General features: G+C 64.6%; 23 protein-coding genes. 11 read left to right on the top strand and 12 right to left on the bottom strand.

Annotation, left to right across the window (positions count from 1 at the left end):
* Window positions 1-295: 295 nt before the first annotated feature.
* Complete coding sequence (locus PV760_RS14450; protein ID WP_039239070.1) at window positions 296-739, bottom strand: YdeI/OmpD-associated family protein; 444 nt, start codon at window positions 737-739, stop codon at window positions 296-298.
* 95 nt (window positions 740-834) lie between these two features.
* On the opposite strand from PV760_RS14450, the gene PV760_RS14445 reads away from it, so the two are divergent.
* The gene (locus PV760_RS14445; RefSeq protein ID WP_018778415.1) at window positions 835-1,077 is read left to right on the top strand and encodes a DUF2630 family protein; all 243 of its coding nucleotides are present in this window, start codon (window positions 835-837) and stop codon (window positions 1,075-1,077) included.
* 15 nt (window positions 1,078-1,092) lie between these two features.
* On the opposite strand, the gene PV760_RS14440 is transcribed toward PV760_RS14445, so the two are convergent.
* Window positions 1,093-2,235: a glycerate kinase gene (locus PV760_RS14440; protein WP_354628102.1), complete on the bottom strand. Its 1,143-nt coding sequence runs from the start codon at window positions 2,233-2,235 to the stop codon at window positions 1,093-1,095.
* Between the two features lie 105 nt (window positions 2,236-2,340).
* Complete coding sequence (locus PV760_RS14435; RefSeq protein WP_354628101.1) at window positions 2,341-3,303, bottom strand: D-2-hydroxyacid dehydrogenase family protein; 963 nt, start codon at window positions 3,301-3,303, stop codon at window positions 2,341-2,343.
* Window positions 3,304-3,376: 73 nt separating this feature from the next.
* Between PV760_RS14435 and PV760_RS14430 the strand changes: the two genes are divergently transcribed.
* The gene (locus PV760_RS14430) at window positions 3,377-5,218 is read left to right on the top strand and encodes a glycoside hydrolase family 2 protein (protein ID WP_354628143.1); all 1,842 of its coding nucleotides are present in this window, start codon (window positions 3,377-3,379) and stop codon (window positions 5,216-5,218) included.
* Here PV760_RS14430 and PV760_RS14425 read toward each other — a convergent pair.
* Both PV760_RS14425 and PV760_RS14420 read right to left on the bottom strand, forming a co-directional pair.
* Window positions 5,215-5,994: a glycerophosphodiester phosphodiesterase family protein gene (locus PV760_RS14425; RefSeq protein WP_354628100.1), complete on the bottom strand. Its 780-nt coding sequence runs from the start codon at window positions 5,992-5,994 to the stop codon at window positions 5,215-5,217. The genes PV760_RS14430 and PV760_RS14425 overlap by 4 nt on opposite strands.
* Window positions 5,995-6,074: 80 nt before the next feature.
* Window positions 6,075-6,323 (bottom strand): hypothetical protein, encoded by a 249-nt coding sequence (locus tag PV760_RS14420; RefSeq protein WP_055976641.1) that lies wholly within the window; start codon window positions 6,321-6,323, stop codon window positions 6,075-6,077.
* 133 nt (window positions 6,324-6,456) lie between these two features.
* Here PV760_RS14420 and PV760_RS14415 point away from each other — a divergent pair, with 133 nt between their 5' ends.
* Entirely contained in the window at window positions 6,457-7,323 is an 867-nt protein-coding gene (locus PV760_RS14415; RefSeq protein ID WP_354628099.1) for an NAD-dependent epimerase/dehydratase family protein, read from the top strand.
* Window positions 7,324-7,376: 53 nt separating this feature from the next.
* Entirely contained in the window at window positions 7,377-8,258 is an 882-nt protein-coding gene (locus tag PV760_RS14410; protein ID WP_354628142.1) for a methyltransferase family protein, read from the top strand.
* Here the strand turns inward: PV760_RS14410 and PV760_RS14405 are convergent.
* Complete coding sequence (locus PV760_RS14405; RefSeq protein ID WP_354628097.1) at window positions 8,255-9,064, bottom strand: HAD family hydrolase; 810 nt, start codon at window positions 9,062-9,064, stop codon at window positions 8,255-8,257. The genes PV760_RS14410 and PV760_RS14405 overlap by 4 nt on opposite strands.
* A gap of 85 nt (window positions 9,065-9,149) precedes the next feature.
* Here PV760_RS14405 and PV760_RS14400 point away from each other — a divergent pair, with 85 nt between their 5' ends.
* On the top strand, window positions 9,150-10,208 hold the full coding sequence (locus tag PV760_RS14400; RefSeq protein ID WP_354628096.1) for a glutathione S-transferase family protein: 1,059 nt from the start codon (window positions 9,150-9,152) through the stop codon (window positions 10,206-10,208).
* Window positions 10,209-10,221: 13 nt separating this feature from the next.
* Here the strand turns inward: PV760_RS14400 and PV760_RS14395 are convergent, their stop codons facing one another.
* Entirely contained in the window at window positions 10,222-11,157 is a 936-nt protein-coding gene (locus PV760_RS14395; RefSeq protein ID WP_110504841.1) for a carbohydrate kinase family protein, read from the bottom strand.
* 40 nt (window positions 11,158-11,197) lie between these two features.
* Window positions 11,198-12,019, bottom strand: a complete 822-nt coding sequence (locus PV760_RS14390) for an alpha/beta fold hydrolase (RefSeq protein ID WP_039239051.1) — start codon at window positions 12,017-12,019, stop codon at window positions 11,198-11,200.
* 110 nt (window positions 12,020-12,129) lie between these two features.
* Between PV760_RS14390 and PV760_RS14385 the strand changes: the two genes are divergently transcribed.
* The 5 genes from PV760_RS14385 to PV760_RS14365 all read left to right on the top strand — a co-directional run bounded on the left by PV760_RS14385 (window position 12,130) and on the right by PV760_RS14365 (window position 16,663).
* Complete coding sequence (locus PV760_RS14385) at window positions 12,130-13,236, top strand: GTP pyrophosphokinase (RefSeq protein WP_018778427.1); 1,107 nt, start codon at window positions 12,130-12,132, stop codon at window positions 13,234-13,236.
* A 22-nt stretch (window positions 13,237-13,258) separates the two neighbouring features.
* Window positions 13,259-14,755: a SulP family inorganic anion transporter gene (locus PV760_RS14380; RefSeq protein WP_018778428.1), complete on the top strand. Its 1,497-nt coding sequence runs from the start codon at window positions 13,259-13,261 to the stop codon at window positions 14,753-14,755.
* Between the two features lie 96 nt (window positions 14,756-14,851).
* Window positions 14,852-15,847 carry a bile acid:sodium symporter family protein gene (locus PV760_RS14375; RefSeq protein WP_110504839.1) on the top strand — a complete coding sequence of 332 codons (996 nt, stop codon included), beginning with the start codon at window positions 14,852-14,854 and terminating at the stop codon, window positions 15,845-15,847.
* 115 nt (window positions 15,848-15,962) lie between these two features.
* Window positions 15,963-16,367 (top strand): VOC family protein, encoded by a 405-nt coding sequence (locus tag PV760_RS14370; protein WP_018778430.1) that lies wholly within the window; start codon window positions 15,963-15,965, stop codon window positions 16,365-16,367.
* Complete coding sequence (locus tag PV760_RS14365) at window positions 16,364-16,663, top strand: winged helix-turn-helix transcriptional regulator (protein WP_018778431.1); 300 nt, start codon at window positions 16,364-16,366, stop codon at window positions 16,661-16,663. The genes PV760_RS14370 and PV760_RS14365 overlap by 4 nt, the downstream gene beginning before the upstream one ends.
* A 25-nt stretch (window positions 16,664-16,688) precedes the next feature.
* On the opposite strand, the gene PV760_RS14360 is transcribed toward PV760_RS14365, so the two are convergent.
* Window positions 16,689-17,729 carry a LacI family DNA-binding transcriptional regulator gene (locus PV760_RS14360; protein ID WP_354628095.1) on the bottom strand — a complete coding sequence of 347 codons (1,041 nt, stop codon included), beginning with the start codon at window positions 17,727-17,729 and terminating at the stop codon, window positions 16,689-16,691.
* A gap of 125 nt (window positions 17,730-17,854) precedes the next feature.
* Here PV760_RS14360 and PV760_RS14355 point away from each other — a divergent pair, with 125 nt between their 5' ends.
* Complete coding sequence (locus PV760_RS14355) at window positions 17,855-19,102, top strand: D-arabinono-1,4-lactone oxidase (RefSeq protein ID WP_354628094.1); 1,248 nt, start codon at window positions 17,855-17,857, stop codon at window positions 19,100-19,102.
* 11 nt (window positions 19,103-19,113) lie between these two features.
* Here the strand turns inward: PV760_RS14355 and PV760_RS14350 are convergent, their stop codons facing one another.
* The 3 genes from PV760_RS14350 to PV760_RS14340 are packed head-to-tail and all read right to left on the bottom strand — an operon-like array spanning window position 19,114 to window position 23,881.
* A complete protein-coding gene (locus tag PV760_RS14350) occupies window positions 19,114-20,874 on the bottom strand; it encodes an acetyl/propionyl/methylcrotonyl-CoA carboxylase subunit alpha (RefSeq protein ID WP_354628093.1) in 1,761 nt (586 codons plus the stop codon).
* Between the two features lie 7 nt (window positions 20,875-20,881).
* Window positions 20,882-22,525 carry a 5-oxoprolinase subunit B/C family protein gene (locus PV760_RS14345; protein ID WP_110504826.1) on the bottom strand — a complete coding sequence of 548 codons (1,644 nt, stop codon included), beginning with the start codon at window positions 22,523-22,525 and terminating at the stop codon, window positions 20,882-20,884.
* 6 nt (window positions 22,526-22,531) lie between these two features.
* Window positions 22,532-23,881, bottom strand: a complete 1,350-nt coding sequence (locus tag PV760_RS14340) for an MFS transporter (protein WP_018778436.1) — start codon at window positions 23,879-23,881, stop codon at window positions 22,532-22,534.
* Window positions 23,882-23,922 lie beyond the last annotated feature (41 nt).

Below are 23,922 nucleotides of genomic sequence, written 5' to 3'. Positions count from 1 at the left end.
CGAGGTGCGTGTGGCCGGCTCGAGGGGGGGTCTGCTTTCGGGCCGGCCACACTGTCCACTTGGGCAAGCGGACGAGCGCACCTCCAGCTCGCCGACAAAAAGCGGCATGGATCGTTGCGCCGTGACCGGCCGAGGAGGGGGTCTCAACACCTCATAGGCCGTGGCTGCTGTTCTACATCCGGAATGCGCTCTGCAACCTGTCACTACTTAGTAGTGGCGCCACCTGATGGAACGTGTCATGGTCCAGGTCACTTTCTTTTTATTTTTTTCGGGACTGTCTTTTGGGACCGTCCGGCTACTTTTTCCCGGCCTTCAGATCGGAGACAACTTTGGCGATACGTCGCGCGCGGGTCTCAGCAGTCCTGGCGTCTCCGATCGGTTCCACATAACGCCGCTGGGCACTGTAGTTGAGCGTCCCGTAGAAGGCTTTCGCTTCGGGTTCGGCATCCAGGGCTGCAGCGAGATCGTCCGGGACTTCCACTACACGCGGCTGGGTGTCGACTTCCAGGCCGACCTCCACCGTGTCACCGGCAGCAGCGCCGGTAAGCGCGCGGTTCGCCGCGCTCACGCCCACCATGTACTTTCCACCCATCACCGCGATGCTGCTGCGATAGCTTTGGCCGTTGATGGTCACCACCACGGGCGGCTTCTTCCCAGCCCCCAGCGCATCAACGACATCGGCGGGAACCTCTATGCCGGCCTTGTTTCCATCGCCCACGATGGTGGTTGTGAATTGCATGACCCAAGTATGCCGTCAGCCGCCAGTAGACGCACCCGGTCAGTAGTACTAGGTTTCACATAACGCCCGGAACAGCCAACCCAAGGAGCAGGACCATGGACGAGCAGGATCTTCTGGAACGAATCCAGGCATTGGTGGAAGAAGAGCATCATCTGCGCGACTCGGCGGGATCGGAGACCGACGGCGACGACAGCCGCGCGCGTCTCTCCCAGCTGGAAGCCCAGCTGGACCAGTGCTGGGACTTGCTGCGGCAGCGCCGGGCCAAGAAGCATGCCGGGGAGAACCCGGACGACGCCGAGGCCCGCCCGATCAGCGAAGTCGAGGGCTACAGGCAGTAGTTCTGCCGGGCGAACCTATGCGCCCTCGAGAACCTGGCTCGTCGCCCACGCCAAGTACTTGGCGGCGTTGGCGACTGCATCGGCGACATCCGGAACGCCGTCTCTGCGCTGCGCGACGTCCAGCAACTGCGCCGCAGCCACGATCCCGTGCTTCGCGAGATCCTCGGGGGTCACAGTGATACGGCCTGCCACCGCGATCACCGGAATGCCGTGCACGCTGGCCGCGTCAGCCAGTGCGATGGGCGCCTTTCCGGTGAGGGACTGTTCATCCATGGACCCCTCCCCGGTAATCACAAGATCGGCCTCGCTCAAGTGCGAGGCGAGCCCGGTGAGACCGGCCACCAGCGCGAAACCACCTTCCAGCGCAGCATCCGTAAACGCCAGGAACGACGCCGGGAACCCGCCCGCCGCTCCAGCTCCCGGAACGTTCACGTCGCGGCCGGTGGTTTCCCGAAGGAGCGATGCCCAGTTGCGGAGCCCGGCGTCGAGCTTTTCGACCGCGTCCTCATCCGCACCCTTTTGCGGACCGAAAACGTGCGCGGCACCTTCCGGCCCGTACAGCGGGTTCCGGACGTCGACGGCGATGCGGAACTTCACGGCCGACAGCCGGGGATCCAGCTCCGAGACGTCGAGGGCAACTGCGTCTGCGAGTGAGCCGCCGCCCAGCGGGACCACATTTCCTGCCGTATCGAGCGGTTTGAGCCCCAGCGCACGCAAGGCTCCGCTGCCGCCGTCGGACATTGCCGAGCCGCCCACACCGAGCACGATCTCAGTGGCCCCGGCATCCAGGGCGGCGGCGATCAGTTGCCCGCAACCGTAGCTGTGGGCGCGCAGGGAGTTCTCCGGAGTCGGCTCCATATGCGCCAGGCCTGAGGCCATGGCCGTTTCGATCACAGCGGTCACCCCGCCGAAGGAGTCCTTCCGGATCCCCCACGAGGCACCGACCGGCTTGAGGATGGGACCAACTACGGCGTTGTTCCGTTCCTCATAGCCCGCGGCAATGGCGGCATCCAGCGTGCCTTCGCCACCGTCGGCTACCGGGAACTGCGTGGTCACGGCATCCGGGTAAACGCGGAGCGCGCCCTCGGCCATGGCTGACGCGGCTTCGGCGGCGGTCAGGGATCCCTTGAACTTGTCCGGGGCAATGAGGATACGCATGGGACCATCTTGCCAGCTTTACCGGGAAAGCGCTTGCCCGAACGTAACGTTGCGTTGACGGCGTCGCAGTAGTTCCCGCCGCACGTATCCCCTCGCACCAGGGGACTACCCGCCCAGCACCCGCACAGGGTCACCCGCCAACCAGGCCTTGACGTCCTCAAACGCCTCTCCGTAGAACTTCCGGTAGCTCTCGTGCGTCACGTACCCGATGTGCGGCGTGAGGACAGTCCGCCGGGAATGCAGGAGCGCGTGCCCTGCGGGAAGGGGCTCCTCCTCGAAGACATCAAGGGCGGCGCCCCGGATCCAGCCCTCCTCCAGGGCGCGGATCAGGGCAACCTCGTCAACCAAGGGGCCTCGGGCGGTATTGACCAAGACCCCGTCGGGACCCAGAAGGCGCAGTTCCTCGGAGCCCACAATGCCCTCGGTTCGCTCGGAGAGCCGCAGGTGCAGCGTCACGATGTCCGACTCGCTGAACAACTCCTCTTTACTGACCAAGCGGGCACCTGCCGCCTCAGCGGTCTCCGCGGTGAGGTTCTGGCTCCATGCGAGGACGTCCATGCCGAACGCCTTGGCGTACCCGGCCATGCGCTTGCCGATCTTCCCCAGGCCAACAATGCCAAGCGTCTTGCCTTCAAGTTCAAATCCGACGCCGGTCTGCCACTCCCCCGCCCGCAGTGAGTTCTCCTCCACAGGCAGGTTCCGTGCGAAAGCGAGCAGCAGGGCCCAGGCAAGCTCCGGCGCCGCGGCAGGGGATCCACCCGTTCCGCACACCACGATCCCCCGCTCGGATGCTGCCTCCATGTCAATCGCGGCATTGGCCATGCCGGTGGTCACCAGCAGCTTCAGATTGGGCAAGGAATCCAGGACACTTTGCGGAAAGCGGGTCCGCTCACGCATCGCGACAACGATGTCGAACGGCGTCAAGGCGGCCACAGCCTGCTCCTCCGAGACGAACGGTGCGCTGAAAACGCTGACCTTCACGCCGTCGTCGGGCAGTGAATCCCAAGGAGCGTAGTCCCCGGAAACCTGCTGGTAGTCGTCAAGAATGGCTAAACGGAACTTCGTCACGGCTGTCTCCTCCCGCAGCGGCTGGTGGTACTGACCACCATCTCACGTTAGGTTTTTGAGTGTGACGCAAAATGTGACCTCCGCCATGCCCAAGCCCGAGCACCCCCGCCCGCAACTGGTCCGCGACAAGTGGATGAACCTCAACGGCACCTGGGGTTTTGAGATCGACGCCGGGGACTCCGGCGTGGAGCGCGGGCTCGCCACCCGCGAACTCAACAGCTCGATTCTGGTCCCGTTCGCCCCGGAATCGGCCCTTTCCGGGATCGAGCACGTCGATTTCATGGAAGCCGTCTGGTACCGAAGGACCGTGAGCATTCCCCCGGAATGGTCCGGACACAACGTGCTCCTCCACTTCGGCGCTGTGGACCACGACGCGACAGTCTGGGTGAATGGAGTCGAGGTTGCGCGGCACAGGGGTGGTTTCACTCCGTTCACGGCCGACCTGGGTGGCATCGCAGAGCCTGGGACGGATGCCGTCATCGTTGTCCGCGCCAGGGACTCGCGGCACGGGATGCAGGCACGCGGCAAACAGGCCACCTGGTACAACAACACGCATTGCCAGTACACGCGCACCACCGGAATCTGGCAGACGGTGTGGATGGAGGCCGTGCCCGAGGTTTACATCAAGCGCCTCCGGATGACCCCCAGCCTGGCCGATTCAAACATCACAGTGGAGGTCCCGCTCAGCCGGAACCGGAGCGGGCACACAGTCACTGCGGTCCTCAGCGATAAGAAAGACCTGCGGATTGAGGCGGAGGCCAAGGCAGACCTGGACCTCACGCCGTCGCTCCGGCTCACCATCCCAGCCGAAGCGATGCGCCCCTGGTCGCCGGAGGAGCCGTTCCTTTACGACCTTGACGTGAGCGTGCGGGACGGCGCCGGCGAGGTGGTGGATCGAGTGAGCAGTTATGCCGCCATCCGCTCGATTGCCTTGGACGGCAAGGTTGTCCGCATCAATGGCAATGCGGTTTTCCAGCGGCTGGTCCTGGACCAGGGCTACTGGCCGGACTCGTTGATGACCGCCCCCGATGAGGCCGCCTTGGTCAAGGACATCAAGCTGTCCATGGCTGCGGGATTCAACGGCGCCAGGTTGCACCAGAAGGTTTTCGAAGAGCGTTTCCTGTACCACGCAGACCGTTTGGGCTATCTGGTGTGGGGCGAATTCGGTGACTGGGGCGTGTCGGGCGGCGGCACCATCGGCCACAACCAACAACCGACTGCCAGCTTTGTGGCGCAGTGGCTGGAAGTCCTGCAGCGCGACTTTAACCACCCGTCCATCGTCGGCTGGTGTCCCCTCAACGAGACCCACCAAGTGCTGCATGACCGCCTCACTGTTCTGGACGACGTCACCCAGGCCATGTTCCTGGCCACCAAGCTCGCGGACCCCACACGGCCCGTGATCGACGCATCAGGCTACTCCCACCGGATCCGGGACACGGACATCTACGATTCCCACTCCTACGAACAAGATCCCGACCGCTTCCGCATCGAACAACAGGGCCTTGCTGACGGGAAGCCATACATTAACCGGAAGGACGACGGCGAGGAGTACTCGGTGCCGTACGCCGGGCAGCCATACTTCGTCTCCGAATTCGGCGGTATCTGGTGGAACGAGGCCGAAGCGCACCAAGCAGCAGAGGCGGCAGGCACCGACGTCGAAAGTTCCTGGGGCTACGGCCAGCGCGTCAGCAGCGAAGAGGAGTTCTACGCCCGCTTCGAGGGACTCTGTGGCGTCCTGCTGGATAATCCGGACATGTTTGGGTACTGCTACACGCAGCTGACGGATGTCTTCCAGGAGAAGAACGGCATCTTCACGTTCGATCGCAGCCCCAAGTTCGACCTCGAGAGGATCCGGGCCAGCCAGCTCCGCCGGCAGCCATCGAAACCCGGAACTAACCCCGCCGAGTTTGGCTAGACCCACTGGCCTCGACGGACCAGGACTTCCTTGAGCAGATCCAGGCGGTCGGACACGATCCCGTCCACGCCAAGATCCAGGAGCCGCTCCATCTCGGCGGGTTCGTTGATGGTCCACACATGCACCTGCCTGTTCAGGCGATGGGCACGGCGGATGAATCCCGGGGTCACCACACGGAACCTGCCGTAGCGCACGGGAACCTGGAAAACGTCGACGCCGGCAAGCAGCCTGCGTGCCAAAGGTGCCGGCAGCACGGGGCCCAGGAGGACAAACAGAGCGGTGAGGGAGCTGCCCGCCGACGAAGCAACGCGATTCGACAGCTTGGCCAGGACTGCCCTGCGGCGCCTGTCGGAAAAGCTGGTGACCAGTACGCGATCATGGATCCCGTGCCGCTCAATGGCCTCGGCCATCGGGCGCACCGAATTCCAGTCCTTGATATCCAGGTTCAACCGGGCATCCGGCAACGCGGCCACCAGCTCATCAAAGGTCGGAACAGGTTCCACACCACCGATTCGTGCCCCGGCTACCTCTGCTGCCGTCAACTCCGCGATCTTGCCGACAGAATCGGTCACGCGGTCCAAGGAGGAGTCGTGGAAGACCAGCAGCACGCCGTCCGACGTGGTGTGGACGTCCGTTTCCAGGTGCACGGTGCCGAGTTCCGCCGCGGCTTTGAAAGCCGCCATGGAGTTTTCCAGGCCATCCAACGAGAAACCGCGGTGCGCGAAGGCCAAAGGTCCCAGCGAACCGTCCTTGCGGAGGAAATAGGGCAGCGTCACACCCGTAGCGTAGCCGAACGGCTCTCCCGACGGCGTGTGTCAGGCGCGTGGGTCACGCGCCGCGCGTCGGGCTTGGCGCGTCAGGCTTCGTGAGGAACTATCGCCACGCCGTCGCTGACGTGAACCAGCGTCCTGCCGCGGCCGCCGTCGAGCTCCACCCACACGGCGGTGGCATCGCCGGTGACGGCGTCAATCACTCCCGCCGACTCATACCCGGGCGTGAGCGTGACGCTGACGCGGTCGCCCTGGCGCAAGGAACGCCAGTGGTGATCCGGTTCGACGCGCCGCACCGGCGCCGTGTTGAAATCGTTGATCCTGCGCTTGGCCATGATTCCCCCTGCATTTCGACTGGTAGACACGATGCGAACGGGTCCGTGGCTGGAAGCCTACGGGCGCAAGGTGAACGCCGGTTGTATGGAGGCTGGGAAGTCGGTGACAGCCTGAAACTGCAAGACTAGGGACATGACTGTGTTGATTGCCGGATGCGGCGACCTCGGAACCGAAGCCGGACTTCGCTTCGCTGCGGCGGGCCACGAGGTTGTGGGCTTGCGGCGTTCCCCCGGGAAGCTGCCTCCGCAGATCCGTGGCGTCTACGCGGACCTTTCCGTGGAGCTCCCGGAGTTGCCGGCCGATGTGGACATTGTGGTGGTGGCCGTCGCAGCCGACGCCTCCACAGAAGAGGCCTATCGCGCGGCCTACCTGAACGGCGTGAAGAACGTCCTGGATGCGCTGGAACGGCAATCCATTGAACCGCGGCGGATCCTCTTCGTCTCCTCCACCGCTGTGTACAAGGATTCCGGTGGAGCTGTCGTGGACGAGTCAACACCCACGGAGCCCACGCGGTTCAGCGGCAAGGTCCTGCTGGAAGCGGAGGAACTGCTGTTCGCCCGGACCCGCGGAACGGGCACCCAGCCAATCTCCCTCCGGCTCGGCGGGATCTACGGCCCGGGACGCACCCGGCTGATCGACCAGGTCCGGAGCGGCAAGGCCGTCATCCCCGCCCAACCCCGGCACACCAACCGCGTCCACAGGGACGACGCCGCCGCCATGATCGTCCACCTGACCACCATGGGAGCTGCCCCGGACGAGGTTTACGTGGGCGTTGACGATCACGCCGCCGAAATGGGCGACGTCATGCGGTTCCTCGCGTCCGAGCTGCAGTGCACTGAACCCCCGACGGCGGCACCTGAGGGCGCGTCCGACGCCGGCCCCGGCGACAAGCGCTGCTCCAACAAACGGCTCCGGGCGACGGGTTTCGAGTTCACGTTCCCGAGCTACAGAGAGGGCTACCGCGCGTTGCTTTCCGGCGAGGGCGTACGCCACCCGTGAACCCCGTGCTGCGTGCCACAGGACAGCAGGGATGGGGGCGGGCCTACTTCGCAATGCAGGCGGTTGCCGGGCTGGCTTGGTGGACCCTGGTTTTCCTGGCACCCCCGGTGCGTGCAGCCACCCTGGGCACCCTTGACCCCGTCGCTGTGGCCGCCCTCGACATTCCGCTGTTCGTGCTCTGTTCGGCCCTCGCAGCTTGTGGCATCCGGTGGGCGGCCGTGGTGGCCACGGGCTGGACTGCTTTGGTGGCAACCGCGCTGGCTGTCTACGCCACATTCACCACGGAAGCGGGCCTGGGCGTCCTGATGATGATTGCCGCTACCGCCTGCTCAGGCCTGGCGCTCTGCTTCGTCCTGCTGGGGCGGGTTCCCACGGACTGGATCATCCGCGGCCCGTTCGCGTTCCGCTCCGCCGCTTCGAACCGGCCTCCAACGGCCCACGTGAGCGCGACCATCGCGCAAATGATCCTCTTCTGGGGCTTCTTCCTTGTCGCAGTCCCACTGGTCATCTCATGGTTGGAAGGTCGATGGCTGGTGTCCCTGCCTGTCCCGCAGTTTGCCGTCATCGCAGGTGCCGTGGTCCTGGTGCTGGCGAGCATTCTCGGCGTCTCGTCCGCTGTAACCATGTCATCCAAGGGCCGCGGCACCCCGCTGCCGTCGGCCATGCCCAACCACCTCGTCATCGCCGGGCCGTATCGCTGGGTCCGCAATCCGATGGCCGTTGCCGGCATCGCCCAGGGCATCGGGGTGGGACTCATCCTGGGGTCCTGGCTCGTGGTCGCCTACGCGATGATCGGCTCGTTGGTCTGGAACTACGCCGTTCGGCCGCTGGAGGAAGCAGACCTCGAAAACCGCTTTGGACCCGAATTCCGCCGCTACCGTTCGTCAGTGAGCTGTTGGCTTCCCCGCGTCGGGCGGAACTTCGGGCGGAACTAGACCCGCTGCTCCGTCAGTTTCGCCTCCAGAACCTGGGCCACGCCGTCGTCGTCGAAATGCGGCGCCTGCCGGCCGGCAGCGAGGATCGCTTCGGGGTGCCCGCTGGCCATGGCGTAACCGTGACCGGCCCAGCGGAGCATCTCGATGTCATTGGGCATGTCCCCGAACGCAACAACATCGGCGGCTTCGATCCCCAGGGACTCTGCGTACTTGGCCAGCGTGACTGCCTTGTTGATCCCCGGCACGGACATTTCCAGCATCGCAGTCCGGGGAGCTGAGTGCGTTGTGGACACGAGGTGCGCGACAGCCGGCTGCACCTCGGCCAGGAACTCGTCCGGCGTCCCCTTGCGGGTAATGGCAAGGAACTTTACGACGGCGTCATCCGCCGTGAGCGTCTGGTCCAGCGGTTTTGGGGTGAACTCGGCAAGCAGTTCGCTGGTTTCGTTTTCGATGAACCCCGGCTCCAGCTGGAAGCCGGTGAGCGTCTCCACAGCGAACAGGGCGTCAGGGCGGATGGACTTGATGATCCGGCGGGCCTCAAAAACGGACTCCGCATCGAGGACGAACGAGGAGAGTGCCTTCTCCGATTCCAAGTCCCACACCACGGCACCGTTGGAACAGATCACGATTCCGCTGTGCCCGAGCTGCTCCTGGAGCGGGTACAGCCAGCGCGGCGGACGGCCCGTGACGAAGACGAGTTCCACTCCGGCATCGCGGCATGCCTGGAATGCCTTGATGGTCCGGTCACTGATTTTTCCGTCGTGACCGAGGATGGTGCCGTCTATATCGCTTGCTACGAGCCGCATCATGCCAGTCTACGTTGGAGCGAAACAGGCGGCTGCGCACCGGAAAGCCTCCACATTTCCAAAACCGGGAGCATAGGCTGAGTTGATGAGTGACAAGACCATGAGCGAAGAACACAGCACACGCGGCGCGTACGTCACCGGCGGTGAGTTCACCCGCGACACCAACTACATCGAGGACCGCATCACCCGCGACGGCGCTGCCGGCCCAAACGGAGAGCCCGGCTGGCCCGTAGAGCCCGGGCGCTACAGGTTGATCGCGGCCCGCGCTTGTCCGTGGGCCAACCGCTCAGTAATTGTGCGGCGGCTCCTGGGACTTGAGGATGCCATCAGCCTCGGCCAGCCTGGCCCCACCCACGATGCCCGCTCCTGGACTTTCGACCTTGATCCCGGAGGCAAGGACCCCGTACTGGGGATCGAGCGCCTGCAGGAGGCGTTCTTCCGCCGCTTCCCGGACTACCCGCGAGGCATCACCGTCCCGGCCATTGTCGATATCCCCAGCGGCGAAGTAGTGACCAACAACTACCCGCAGATCACGCTCGACTTTTCCACGGAGTGGACGGATTTCCACCGCCCCGGGGCGCCCCAGCTGTATCCGGAGCACCTCCGCGAGGAAATCGACCAGGTCAACAAGCGCGTATTTACCGAGGTCAACAACGGCGTCTACCGATGCGGCTTCGCAGGATCACAGGAAGCCTACGACGCCGCCTACGCGCGCCTGTGGACTGCTTTGGACTGGCTGGAAGAACGGCTCAGTAGCCAGCGGTATCTTGTGGGCGACTCCATCACTGAGGCTGACGTCCGGCTCTTCACCACCTTGGCACGCTTCGACGCCGTCTATCACGGACACTTCAAGTGCAACCGGAACAAGCTCAGCGAAATGCCTGCGTTGTGGGGCTACGCAAGGGACCTCTTCCAGACACCCGGCTTTGGGGACACCATCGACTTCGTCCAGATCAAGCAGCACTACTACATCGTCCACGAAGACATTAATCCCACACAGATTGTCCCCGCCGGTCCGGATCTGTCCGGCTGGCTGACGCCCCATGGACGGGAATCCCTGGGCGGCAGTCCGTTCGGAGACGGCACTCCCCCGGGTCCGGTGAAGGCCGGCGAAGAAGTAGCACCGGGGCACGGCGCCGGCTAGCCGCTGGTGCGTGTCAGGCCGGCCCGTGGTTCAGCTCGGCACGCGTCGGCGGGTTGGCGCCGGCGCGTGAAACGGTTACGGCGGCGGCGCGGCTGGCATGCTCCATGATCGCCGCGAGCATTTCTGCGGGCATGGCCCGCAGTTCCCCGCGGTTCTGCGCGCCGTCCAAACCATGGTCCACAATCGCGGACAGCAGCCCTGCCATGAACGAGTCGCCGGCACCCACGGTGTCCACGACATTCACGGACGGGGCCGGAACTTGGGTTTCGCCTGCCCGGGTGATACCCCACGGGCCGCGTGAACCGCGCGTCACCACTACCAGGGCCGGACCTTCTTCGCCGCCCAGGGACAGCCAGCGACGCGCGGATTCCGTAGGATCGACGCCGGGATACAGCCACTCGAGGTCTTCGTCGGAAGCCTTCACGACGTCGGCCAGCGCTACGAAGCGCTCGGCCTGCGTCCGCGCGTACTCAACGTCCGTAATGATGCTTGGCCGGCAGTTGGGGTCGAAGCTGATGGTGCTGTTCGGGTGGGCATGCTCGACGGCGGCAAGAACCTCCGCGGCGCCAGGCTCCAGGAAGGTGGCAATGGAGCCCGTGTGCAGCAACGTGGCGCCCTGCAGCATCAGGGGCAACCTACCGGCGAGGCCGGGGAGTTCCCAGGTGAGGTCGAAGGCGTAGGTGGCGGCGCCGTCGTCGTCGATCCGGGCGGTGGCCACGCTGGTTGGCTTCTCATCCGGCGGAAGCGGCACCATCACGGAGCTTGAGCGCAGGTGCGCTGCGACGGAGTCTCCGTAGGCGTCCTTGCCGTAGCGGCCGATGAACTGCACCGGGTGGTCCAGCCTGGCCAAGCCCACGGCAACGTTGAGCGGACTGCCGCCAACGTGCGCCTCAATTCCAGAGGAGCGTTGGACGACGTCTACCAGGGCCTCACCAATGACTGTCAGCATGGGTCAACTCTGCCAGAGGTGAAGCGCAGCGGCCCAACAATTACGACAGCAGTCGCTGCACCAACTCGCGGCACTTCTTGTAGGCAACGGCCTTGGGGTCGATGAGGTCGAAATGGTCGCCCGGGACCCGCAGCAGTTGGGCGGAGCTCCCGGCCGCCGTGGCTGCGGCAACGTAAGCCTCGGACTGGCTTGCAGGAACGTCCTCGTCTTCCGTGGCGTGAACGGCATAGACGGGGACGTTGATCGGCAGCGAGCTCATGGGGTCGGCGTATTTATGCCGTTTGGGGAATCTGGCCGAATCCCCGCCCATCAGGTTGCAGACGGCGCCGTTGCTGAGGTTGAGCTTCTCGGCTGCCGCAAGGTTCAGGAGGCCGGACTGGCTCACCACGCCCGTCAGGTGCACGGCGTTGTCCTCCGGTGCCCGCTGGAGCTGGCGGTCGGCGTCGGGGGCTCCGATCGCAGAGAGGCGGTGCCTGCCCGCAGCCCATACCGCGAGGTGTCCTCCGGCGGAGTGGCCCAGTGCCACCACTTTGCCGAGCTGGAGGTCGTGGTCCCCGGCTATCTGCGACAGGTGGTCGATCCCGGCCAGGATGTCCTCGAACGTATGGGGCCATCCACCGCCGTTCCCGGCGCGCCGGTATTCAAGGTTCCAGGCGGTGATTCCGTGCGCTGCGAGGTCCCGCGCCAGCGGTTCGCCGAGCTCTGCGCCGTATTGCGAGCGCCAGTAGCCGCCATGGATCACAACGGCTACTCCACCGGCCACAGCTGATGCGCCGCGATGGTTTCCGTTGTTCGGTTCAGGTATGAAGAGTTCGCCCCACTGACTGGGGTGTTCGCCGTAGCTGTACTTGTGCCGCAACATTGCGCCCTCCTTTGTACTGAGCCTATCGTGACGGTTCCGAAGTTTGGCTAGAGGCACCCCGACGGCGGGTGGCCCGGTTCAGTGTCGCAGCCGCCACGTAAGCTGGGGGCATGGCAAGCAATTGGGACAGCCTGGACCAGGCCCAGCGGGATGCAGTGGATGCGAATGTGGCCCTCTACGAGCGTGTCCGCCCTGCTTTGAAGCGGGTCACGCGGGACGTACTGCTGACCCTGCGGGACATGTTGAACGACGCTGAAGTCACCCCGTTGTTCGTCACCGGCCGGACCAAGACCGTGGAGTCGTTCCGGGAAAAAATCTCCCGCACGGATGATCCCCTGGAACCGGGTGGTCCGCGCGTCCTGAAATTCCCGGACCCTTTCCGCACGTTGAACGACATGGTGGGCATCCGTGTCATCACCAAGCTCCCTGCGGAGAACGCAGCGGTGGCCAACATCATCAAGCGTCAGCGCCAGCTCTTCGATTGCCGGGGCGACCGCGAGAAGGACATCGGTTCCATCGAGTCCGGCACTTATGGCTACTCCAGCCGCCACCTCATCCTGCGCACCATCCAGAATGAAACGGTCAAGGAGTACCAGCACGTCTTCAATCCGGACATGCCAGCCAACGGCAGCTACTTCTTTGAATGCCAGATCCGTACTGTTTTCGCGCACGCCTGGAGCGAGATCGAGCACGACATCCGCTTCAAGGCGGAGGACCCGCGCGCATGGACCCCGCATTTCGACCGGCAGTTCACGGCCACGGCGGCCATGTTGGAGACGGTTGAGAGCGCTTTCGCGGACCTTCACGAGCGGTACGAGGAAGTCCGTGGCTACTGGGACCTGGAGGGTGAAGGCGGCTCGCCCCTGACTCCCAACCGCGTTCGTGACGTCTGGCGTACGCTCCTGCCGCACGTTGACCGTAAAGTTGATGACGACTGGGGATGGGCCGCCGAGCTGCTCGCCGCCCACGGACTTACCAAGACCGTGGAACTGGCCGGGCTTCTCAGCGCCAACCGGATCACAGAGGTCCGCAAGGCCCTGGACCATCGCTACTCACCCGGTCCCGACCGCCTCCTGGATGACCTCCTGTTGTGGCAGTACGGAACCGAACACATTGATCTCACTGCCGAGGCGCCCGACGCCGTTCCGCACCCGCGGCGCGACAGCCTCCAGCGGCGTCTTAAGCAGATTGAGCGCTACCGCCAGACTGCACTGTAAGAAACCTGCCTTGTAAGGACCCATGACTCCGGAGCAACTCATGTCATTGCGGGCGACTTTTCGCTCGCCCCGCCGGCTGCTGACGGAGTCCCTCGCGGGACTCGTGGTGGCTTTGGCCTTGATCCCGGAAGCCATCGCATTCTCGGTGATTGCCGGCGTGGATCCGCGTATTGGCTTGTTCGCATCGTTCACCATGGGCGTGGTGACGGCTCTGGTGGGTGGCCGCCCGGCCATGATCTCCGCTGCGACGGGAGCCGTGGCGTTGGTGATCGCCCCCGTCATGAAGGAGCACGGACTCGACTACCTGATCGCTACGATCATCCTGGCCGGCGTCTTCCAGGTCGTCCTCGCGGTCCTCGGTGTGACGCGGCTGATGCGGTTCATTCCCCGTTCGGTGATGATCGGCTTCGTCAATGCCCTGGCCATCCTGGTGTTCATGTCCCAGATGCCGGAACTCTTCAACGTGCCGTGGATGGTCTATCCGATTGTCATTGTTGGTTTGGTGATCGTGTTCGGGCTGCCTCGGCTGACCACTGCCATTCCCGCACCGCTGGTGGCGATCGTGGCCATCACGCTGGTGACAGCCCTCGGCAACATCGATGTTCCCACCGTCAGCGACAAGGGCGAACTCCCGGACAGCCTGCCAGGATTCTTCCTGCCCAACGTTCCACTGAACCTGGAGACGTTCCGGATCATCGCTCCCTTCGCCCTTTCCATGGCGCTGGTGGGCCTGCTGGAATCGCTCATGACTGCCAAACTGGTGGACGACATCACGGATACCCGCTCCGATAAGACCCGGGTGTCTTGGGGGCAGGGTGTGGCCAACATCGTCACCGGTTTCCTTGGTGGCCTGGGCGGCTGCGCGGTGATCGGGCAGACCATGATCAACGTGAAGGGCTCCGGTGCAAGGAGCCGGCTCTCGACCTTCCTGGCCGGGGTGTTCCTGCTGCTCCTGGTAGTGGTGCTCGGTGACGTGGTGGGCATGATCCCGATGGCTGCCCTGGTGGCCGTGATGATCTTCGTTTCACTGATCACGTTCGATTGGCACTCCGTACGGCCATCGACGTTGAAGCGGCTGCCCAAGTCCGAGACCGCCGTCATGATCCTGACTGTTGCCGCTGTGGTGGCGACGCACAACCTGGCGGTGGGGGTCGGCGTCGGCGTCCTGGCCGCCATGGTGCTGTTCGCCAGGCGCGTGGCGCATTTCGCGACCGTCGAACGGACCGAACTGGAGCTGAACGGCGAGAGGGTTGCGACGTACACCGTGGATGGGGAGTTGTTCTTCGCTTCTTCCAACGATCTCTATACGCAGTTCGACTACGCGAAGGATTCCTCAGACGGCATAGATCGGGTAATCATCGACCTGCATGGATCGCATATTTGGGACGCGTCCTCCGTGTCGGTGCTGGATTCGGTGACGGAGAAGTACCGGAACCATGGCCGCGAGGTGGAATTCATTGGACTGAACGAGGCCAGCGTCCGCATGCGTGAGCGCCTGGCGGGGAAACTCAACTCCTGACCCGGCTGGGTTCAGAAACAGCGGTCATCTGACATATACGCCTGCCTGCAAGTAAAGAATTCGTTCGGGCTGCCGGGCAGGTGTGAGCATGGATGAATGCTTGAGGCAACCAATAACGCACCAGAGTCTGAAGAAACAGCCGCGCCCGTGAACGCCGCCCTCGCCGCCGAGGCCAGGATTGCGCGGGTTGCCGTCACGGTGTTCCCGCTCCTTGTTGTGGCTGCCGGTGTCCTTGGCTTCCTCGTACCGGACCTCTTCAAACCCATGGGCGTCTCGGTCCCGTATCTGCTGGGCGTCATCATGTTCTGCATGGGCCTGACCCTGACCCCTCCGGATTTCGCCTCAGTGGCCCGGCGTCCGTGGGCCGTAGCGCTCGGCATCGTGGCACACTACGTGATCATGCCCGGCGCCGGCTGGCTCATTGCCGTGCTGCTCCAGCTGCCCCCGGAGCTGGCGGTGGGCCTGATCCTGGTGGGCTGCGCGCCGTCGGGTACCGCGTCCAATGTGATGGCCTTCCTGGCCAAGGGCGACGTTGCACTATCTGTTGCCGTGGCATCCGTTTCAACGCTGATCGCACCTCTGGTGACACCCGCGTTGACGCTGTTCCTGGCCGGTTCGTTCCTCCACATCGACGCCGGTGCCATGGTCCTGGACATCGTCAAGACCGTGCTGCTTCCCGTCATCGCAGGCCTCCTGGCGAGGTTGTTCCTGTCCAAGCTTGTTACCAAGGTGCTTCCGGCACTCCCGTGGGCATCCGCCGTCGTGATTTCCCTGATCGTTGCAATTGTTGTGGCCGGCAGCGCCAGCAAGATCGTGGCAGCAGGCGGCATCGTGTTCCTGGCTGTTGTCCTCCACAACGGCTTCGGTCTTGGCCTCGGCTACCTGGCAGGCAAGCTCGGCCGCCTGGATGACAAGGCGCGCCGTGCGTTGGCGTTCGAGGTCGGAATGCAGAACTCCGGACTTGCCGCGACCCTGGCCACAGCACACTTCGGTGCTTTGGCCGCGCTGCCCTCCGCCGTGTTCTCGCTGTGGCACAACGTTTCCGGTGCGATCGTTGCAGCGTGGCTCGCGCGACGTCCGCTGAAGGACTGACTTTTGCGCTCTTGGGGACTGGCTTCCGGCCTCAGTCCTTAAGGCTTCCACGAGGCCCGAAATTCGCGGGCATCGGGGTCTTGACGCCGCACTTGCATTTTGCAAGTATGACCGCATGAGCCTCTTTATTACTTGCCCGGTTGAGAGCGTCGAACGTGCCACCGCCTTCTATACCGCCCTCGGCTGGACCCTCAACACCGAGATGTCCGATCACAACGTGTCATGTTTCGCGATCGCACCCGAGCAGTACGTCATGCTCGGCAGCCGTGAGATGTACGCCAGCGTCGGTGGCGCCGAGGAGCTGGTCGGTGGACCTGACACTCCCTCGAAGGTCACGGTCTCCTTCGACCTCGGCAGCCGCGAAGCAGTGGACGAGCTCACCGAACGCGCCGGCGCCGCCGGCGGGCGGATCGGTGACACCGACGACTACCCCTTCATGTACCAGCGCCAGTTCGACGACCCCGATGGCTACCACTACTCACCGTTTTGGATGAAGCCGGACTCCGATCCGACCGCGTGAGCAACCTCGCCGCGGCCCTCGACGTCGTCGGCTCACGGTGGGCCCTGCTCATCGTGGAACGGCTGCTCGACGGGCCACAACGCTACGGCGATTTGCAGCGGGACCTCGGAGTGCCGACCAACATGCTCGCGACGCGCCTGCGTGAGCTCGAAGCCGCCGGCGTCCTGTCCCGGCTGCCCCTGCGCCACAACACCCGGGCCTACACGCTGACCGATAGAGGGCGGGCCCTGGGCGAAGCAATCAACGCGCTGGCCCGTTGGGGCGAGGAGTTGCCCGGGAACGACGCCCAGACGTAGACCTTTTTGCGCCGCGGTCGTGACGCTACTGCGCCGCCGTCTTGCTGCCGTCCACCGTGGTGGCGTCCACCGTGGTACCGCGACGGTGCAGCTTCCATGGAGAGGCGACCCGGACGCCGTCGGCGGGAGCCGTTCCCTCCAGGCGGTCGAGCAGCATCCGGACCACCTTCTCGAAAATAGGATCGGGACCCACCGTCGTCAGTGCGGGATCGAACTCCTGCCCCTCGGTGGAGTTCCCCACTCCTACGATCTGCACGTCCTCGGGCACGCGCAGGCCCAGCCGGAAGGCGGCCCGTACCGCCTGGAGCGCTTCCATGTCGTCAGTGCAGAGGATGGCCGTGGGGCGGACCGGAAGCTGCAGCAATTCAAGCGCCGACTGATACGCCTCGGCCGGGCGATGGTGAGAGGTCCGGACGAGGGACTGATCGAGCGGAATGCCCGCCTTTTCAAGCCCACTGGCGTAAGCAGCGAACCGGCTCTTGGGCCGGTCAGTGGAATCTGACCTCCGAAGGCAAGCGATCCTTCGATGCGACGCCGTCAGGAACTCCATGCAGTCCGCCAGCCCGGCGTCGGTCTCGGGCGCGAGGACGTCGAATCCGGCAGGATTCATGGTTTCCGAAATCACCACCTGGGCTACGCCGCGGCGAGCCAGTTCCGTGACGGTTTCGTCCTCCGTTTTCGCCTCCGGGAAGTACCCGATGATGACACCGTCCGCGCCTCCGGACATCATGAATTTCCGCCAGTCCTCGCCCAAGAGGATCACAGGCTGATAGCCGCGTTCCGGAAGGATGTTCGCCGCTGCAGTGGCCAACGCCCGGTCCCACGGCCATTCGAGGTTTCCAATCGCGACGGCCACCACGTCTGTCTTGCCGCGCCGCATCCCGCGCGCGGCCTGGTTGGGAACGTAGCCCAACTCCTTCACGGCCGACAGGACGCGGTCCTGGGTGGGCTGGCTGATCCGGGTAGTGCCTCCGTGGCGGCCGGAAAGCACGTAAGAGACGGTGGTCAGCGATACGCCCGCTGCCGTGGCAACATCCCGGATGGTGGGCTTGAGTCCCTTGCTCACGGCGGCTCCTGACAGACGATTGATTCTTGAACTCTATCTTCACCGAGGTGGACTCCCCTTGACGCACTTAGTTGTGAACGTTAACAATTGCGGGAGCCAACATGTATTCAAAAGGGAAGAATTCAATGAAGAACTGGGCAGGAAACCTTGAGTATTCGTCCGCGGGCATCCAGCGGCCCGCGTCGGTGGAGGAGCTGCGAGAGCTCGTGGCCCAGGCGACCCGGATCAAGGCCTTGGGCTCCCGGCACTCGTTCAATACGGTCGCGGACACCGAGGGCACGCACATTCTCTTGGATGCCCTCCCCCAGGAAATCGTCCTCGACCTGGACAAGAGCACGGTAAGGGTCAGCGGTGGCATCAGCTACGGAGCCTTGGGCCGCTCGCTCGAAGAGCAGGGTTACGCCGTCCACAACCTCGCCTCTCTTCCCCACATCTCCGTAGCGGGCGCCATCCAAACCGGCACGCATGGCAGTGGAGTCAATAACCCCTCCCTGGCTGCCGCCGTCGTGAGTGTCGACCTTGTGCGCGCCTCAGGCGAGCTGGTCACCCTTACCGCCGACGACGACGAATTCCTCGCCAGCGTGGTGGGCGTGGGAGCCCTGGGCATTGTGACAGGACTGGAGCTTGCCGTCCGGCCCAGCTACGAGGTCCGGCAACGCGTGCTCACGGATCTGTCCTGGGATGCGGGGTTGGCCAACTTCGAAACCATCGCTTCCAGTGCCTACAGCGTCAGTTTCTTCACGAACTACACGGGTGACACCATCGCCCAAGTGTGGCTCAAGGCGCTGGACACCGAAGCTCCCCTGGCGGAGCTGTTCGGAGCAACGCCGGCGACGGCGGCACTGCACCCGCTCCCGGACATGTCAGCCGAGAACTGCACTGAGCAGCTCGATGTCGCGGGAAAGTGGCTGGACCGTTTGCCGCACTTCCGCCACGAATTCACCCCAAGCAACGGGGAAGAACTGCAGAGCGAATTCCTCCTGCCGCTGGAACATGCACCCGCCGCTCTGGCTGCCGTCCGAGGTCTCGCGGACAAGCTTGCACCCCTGCTGTTCATCTCCGAAATCCGGACGATTGCCGCCGATGACTTCTGGCTCAGCCCGTTCTACCAGCAGCAGAGCGTGGCCCTGCACTTCACTTGGAAGCCGATGCAGGCCGACGTCGAGGCCGTACTGCCCGAACTCGAGGCAGCCCTGCGCCCGTTCGGTGCGCGACCGCACTGGGGCAAGCTCTTCACTCCCGGCGAGTACGACTTCGCCGCCCTCTACCCGCGTTTCGAGGACTTCCGGGCTCTCGTTAGCGCCAACGATCCCACGGGCAAATTCCGAAACGCCCTGCTGGACACGGTGCTGGGCGTGACGGTTACTTCATAGCGCGTCGGGCGCTACTCGATGTGGGCGAGCACTGCGCCCGCCAAGACCACTCCACCGGGAGCCGAGAGCACTTCCGAGAGGGTGCCTGCGCGGTGTGCCGGGACCTGGGTTTCCATCTTCATGGCTTCCAGAACCACCAGGGGGTCTCCGGCAGCTACCTCGGCTCCGGGTTCCACCAGCCACTTGACGACGGTGCCGGACATGCTGGAGACGAGGGCGGATTCGGCGGGTGAATCATCGGCGCCGAGGGAACCCGGCAGCCCCGTGACATCCGTAGCGGCCGGAAGCCCTTGTCCGGAGCGCGCCCAGCCATCCAGCAAATCGGCAGGAAGTCCCACGGCAAGCCGCTTGCCGTCGACGTCAACAGTGATGGTCCGGCGTTCTCCGCCCGGCGCCACCGCGCTGTAGTCAGGGTCCACGGGGATCTGGGCGGCGAAGTCAGTCTCGATCCACCGGGTGTGCACGCGGAGTCCGGCCACTGAAGTGAAGTCGTCAGCCTCCAGGACCGCCCGGTGGAATGGCAGCACCGTGGCCAAGCCTGCGATGGTGAAATCGGCCAGGGCCCGACGCGCGCGACGAAGTGCCTGCTGCCGGTCAGCTCCGGAGACGATCAGTTTCGCCAACAGGGAATCGAACTGCGGCGGAACGTTCGACCCCGCACGCACTCCGGTATCCACCCGGATGCCCGGCCCTGTAGGCACCTCGAAAAGTCCGACCGTGCCAGGGGACGGCAGGAATCCACGGCCGACATCTTCAGCGTTGATCCGGAATTCGAAGGAGTGCCCCTTGGCGACGGGGTCCTCGGACACACTCAAAGGCAGGCCTGCAGCCACGCGGAACTGTTCCTGTACCAGGTCGATCCCCGCTGTTTCCTCGGTGATCGGGTGCTCCACCTGAAGTCGGGTATTGACCTCAAGGAACGCGACGGCACCGTCTGCCGAAACGAGGAACTCCACTGTTCCGGCACCGTAGTAGCCGGCTTCACGAATGATCGCCTTGGAACCGTCGTAGATCTTTTGCCGCTGTGCATCGCTGAGGAAGGGCGCGGGTGCCTCTTCCACGAGCTTTTGGTGGCGGCGCTGGAGGGAGCAGTCGCGGGTACCCACCACAATGACGTTGCCCTGCTTGTCCGCGATGATCTGGGCTTCCACGTGCCGCGGCCGGTCCAGGTACTGCTCCACGAAGCACTCGCCACGACCGAATGCGGCCACGGCTTCACGGACAGCGGAGTCGAAGGCCTCTTCCACTTCAGCGAGCTCGCGGACTACCTTGAGTCCCCGTCCGCCGCCACCGAAAGCAGCCTTGATGGCCATCGGAAGCCCGTGTTCCTCGGCAAAAGCGCGTGCTTCCGCCGCAGAGGACACAGGTCCGTCGCTGCCCGCGACCAACGGCGCACCGGCCCGGACGGCGATCTCGCGGGCAGTAATCTTGTTGCCCAACTGACGGATGGACTCCGGAGAGGGGCCGATCCACTCCAGCCCGGCGTCGATCACTGCTTGTGCGAAGTCCGCGTTTTCGGAGAGGAAGCCGTATCCGGGGTGGACCGCGTCCGCGCCGGACTGCGCGGCGATGCCAAGCAGCTTCCCGATGTTCAGGTAGGTGTCAGCAGGGCTGTTTCCGCCCAGGCTATAGGCTTCATCGGCTGCGCCAACGTGCATGGCGTCGGCGTCGATATCCGCGTAGACGGCTACCGACGAGATGCCGGCATCGTCGCAGGCTCGGGCGACGCGGACGGCGATTTCGCCGCGGTTCGCGATCAGGACCTTACGCATCAAATACTCACTTCTCTGGGGTTGTGCTGAAGTCTGGGGAATCGTGGACGAACCGGAATCGGATACGGCCGCCGATGGGCACCTGCGCTGCGCGGTCCAGGTGCTCATCACGCACCACGCCGATCACGGGATAGCCACCGGTGATCGGATGGTCCGCCAGGAACAGGACCGGCAGTCCGGCAGGCGGGATCTGGAGCGCACCCGCCATGGTGCCCTCACTGGGAAGCTCGCCTTCGCGGGTCCGCTTCAACGGGGTGCCGTCCAGTCGCATGCCCACACGGTTGGACTGCGGTGTGACCAGCCAGTCCTGGCTCGTGAGGGAGTCGAGCGCAGCCTGGTCGAACCAATCGGCGCGCGGGCCGGGAACGACGTCCAGCACCGTGACGCCCTCGTCCGGGAAGCCGGGTTGCAGCTCAGGGCTGCCCACCGCTGTTGATTCGGTGGCGTCACCGGCGGGAAGCTCCTGGCCGATGACCAGCGGGGCAGGCCCGATGCCGGACATCGTGTCTGCCGAACGGCTCCCAAGAACCTCGGGCACATCCACTCCGCCGCGGATTGCCACGTAGTTCCGGAATCCCGACTCGGGGGCGCCCAAGGTGAGGACTTCGCCGTCGAGCAGTGCGAAAGGTGCAGCCATGGGAACGGTCCGCTGGCCGCCGGGACTGACTTCGTCGCCGTCGTCGTCAAACCACGACGGCGACTGGACGGTCAGCGTTGTCGGCGCACCGGTGACGGCAAGGACTTGGTCTCCAACAGCTTCCACAGTCAGCCCGCCGTTGACGGACTCAATGGCCGCCGCAGAAGGGGCATTGCCCACCAGGCGGTTGGACCTGCGGAGGGAGGCCCGGTCCAGGGCACCGGCCGCGGAGACGCCGAGCGGGCCGAATCCGCGGCGGCCGAGGTCCTCTATGAGGCTCAGGGCACCTGGGTTGAGAATCCGCAGGCCCGGTCCCGTGTGGTGGTCTGAATCGGCGTCGGAATCATGGGCCGAGGCAGTGACAACCTCGCGGACGGCCCGGTATTGGACCCGGTCGCCGGGCCTCACGAGTGCCGGTTGCGGACGGTTCAGGTCCCACATCCGTGCACCGGTCCGGCCGATCAGCTGCCAGCCGCCCGGGGAACGGCGGGGGTAGACGGCCGAGTACTGGCCACCGAGGGCGACGGAACCGGCCGGGACCGCTGTGCGCGGGGACGAACGCCGAGGCACGGTAAGGACCTCGTTTTCGCCCACCATGTACCCAAAACCCGGTGCGAAGCCCGCGAAGGCAACGGTCCAGACCTGACCGGTGTGGGCCGCAATGACGCCGTCGACGCTCAGGCCGGTCAACTCCGCGACGTCGGCGAGGTCGTCGCCGTCGTACACGGTGTCGATGACCACCAGCCCGGAGTCAGTAACCTCCGGAACGGTGAGTTCCAACTCGAGCAGCCGGGCGCCGATGGCGCGGGTGGCTGCGGCGGACTCACCCACCACCATCACTGTTTCAGCAGCGGCGAGTACGTCCACCTGTCCCGGGAGCGGGGACTTGTACAGCATGTCCTGGAGGGCAAGGACATCCTGCAGTCCGTCCAGTTCGGCCAGGACAGCACGGGTGCCAACCGGCCTGACGGAGAGTACCTTTTTTGCGGTGGTGGTGTGCATTGCGGTTTCCATGACTCGTTACACTGCCGGCTGGGACTGCGCCGCCTGCAACAAGCGCTCTTCCTCTTCAGGCTCCGGATCGCGACCCAGGAGCATGCCCACGATGGTGACAACGGATGCCACCAGAATGTAAACAGCAATCAGGTACCAGCCGTGATTCGCCGCACCGTAGAGCGCTGTGAAAATGATCGGTGCAACCGCTCCGCCGATCACGCCGGCCAGGGTGTATGCCAGCGAGCTGCCCGCATAGCGGAGCCTCGCCGGGAACTGTTCGGTGATGAAAGCCGCCTGGGGACCGTACATGAAGGCATGCAATGCCAATCCGATGACCGTGCCGATGGTCAGCATGAGCACAGACCTGCCCTGGATCATCAGGAAGAACAGCGGGATGAACGCAGCGGTTGCGGCTGCAGCGATGCCGTAAACCCAACGACGGTTGAAGCGGTCGGTCAGTGCGCCGGCCAGAGGGATCAGGAAGAGCTGAAAAGCTGACCCGATCAGGATGGCGGACAGTACGTTGCCGGTGGTCATGCCCAGTTCCTTGGTGGCATAGACAGCCACGAACACTGTGAACAGCGCGTAAAGGATGTCGGGGCAAACCCGGGAGAGAGCGGCTGCCACCAGGGCCTTGGGCTGTTGGGTGAAGACTTCCTTGATGGGGGCCTTCGGGCGGTCGCCTTGAGCCTGGATGGCTTTGAAGACCGGGGTTTCTTCGAGCTTGAGGCGGATGACCAGGCCAAACACCACGAGGAGTGCGGAGGCAAGGAAGGCTACGCGCCAACCCCAGGAGAGGAACGCCTCGTTGCTCAAGCTGGCGGCAAGAATGGCGAGGACGCCGTTGGCCATGAGGTTGCCTGCGGGCGGGCCGATCTGAGCTGCCGAGGACCAGAATCCGCGCTTGTTGGGATCGCCGAATTCACTGGACAGCAGTACCGCGCCTCCCCACTCACCACCTACGCCGATGCCCTGGGCGAGCCGCAGGAGGACAAGGATGGTGGGAGCCGCAACACCGATCACGGAGTAATCGGGCAGCGCACCGATGAGGACCGTGGCCACGCCAATCAGGACCAAAGTGAAGACCAGGACGTACTTGCGCCCGACCTTGTCGCCGAGGCGGCCGAAGATGATGCCACCGATCGGGCGTGCAAGATAACCAACTGCGAACGCTGAGAAGGAGAGGAGCAGCGCAACGAATTCGTCGTTGCCCGGGAAGAAGATCTTTGGGAACACGAGGGCCGAGGCCACCGAGTAGATGGCGAAGTCGTAGTACTCCAGCGAGGTGCCGGTCAGGCTTGCGACGTAGGCCTTGAGTGCGCCGGGCGGTGGCTTCCTTGTCACTGCCTTTGCTGCGTTGTTGGTGCTGGTCATGATGCCCTCCGGGGGGATGAGGTGTGTGGTGCGGAGCCCAG

The sequence above is a fragment of the Paenarthrobacter sp. CC6 genome, from assembly GCF_040560085.1.
Taxonomy (GTDB): domain Bacteria; phylum Actinomycetota; class Actinomycetes; order Actinomycetales; family Micrococcaceae; genus Arthrobacter; species Arthrobacter nicotinovorans.
The sequence above is the reverse complement of the archived record's forward strand: the minus strand, read 5'-3'. Positions and strand labels throughout refer to the sequence as shown.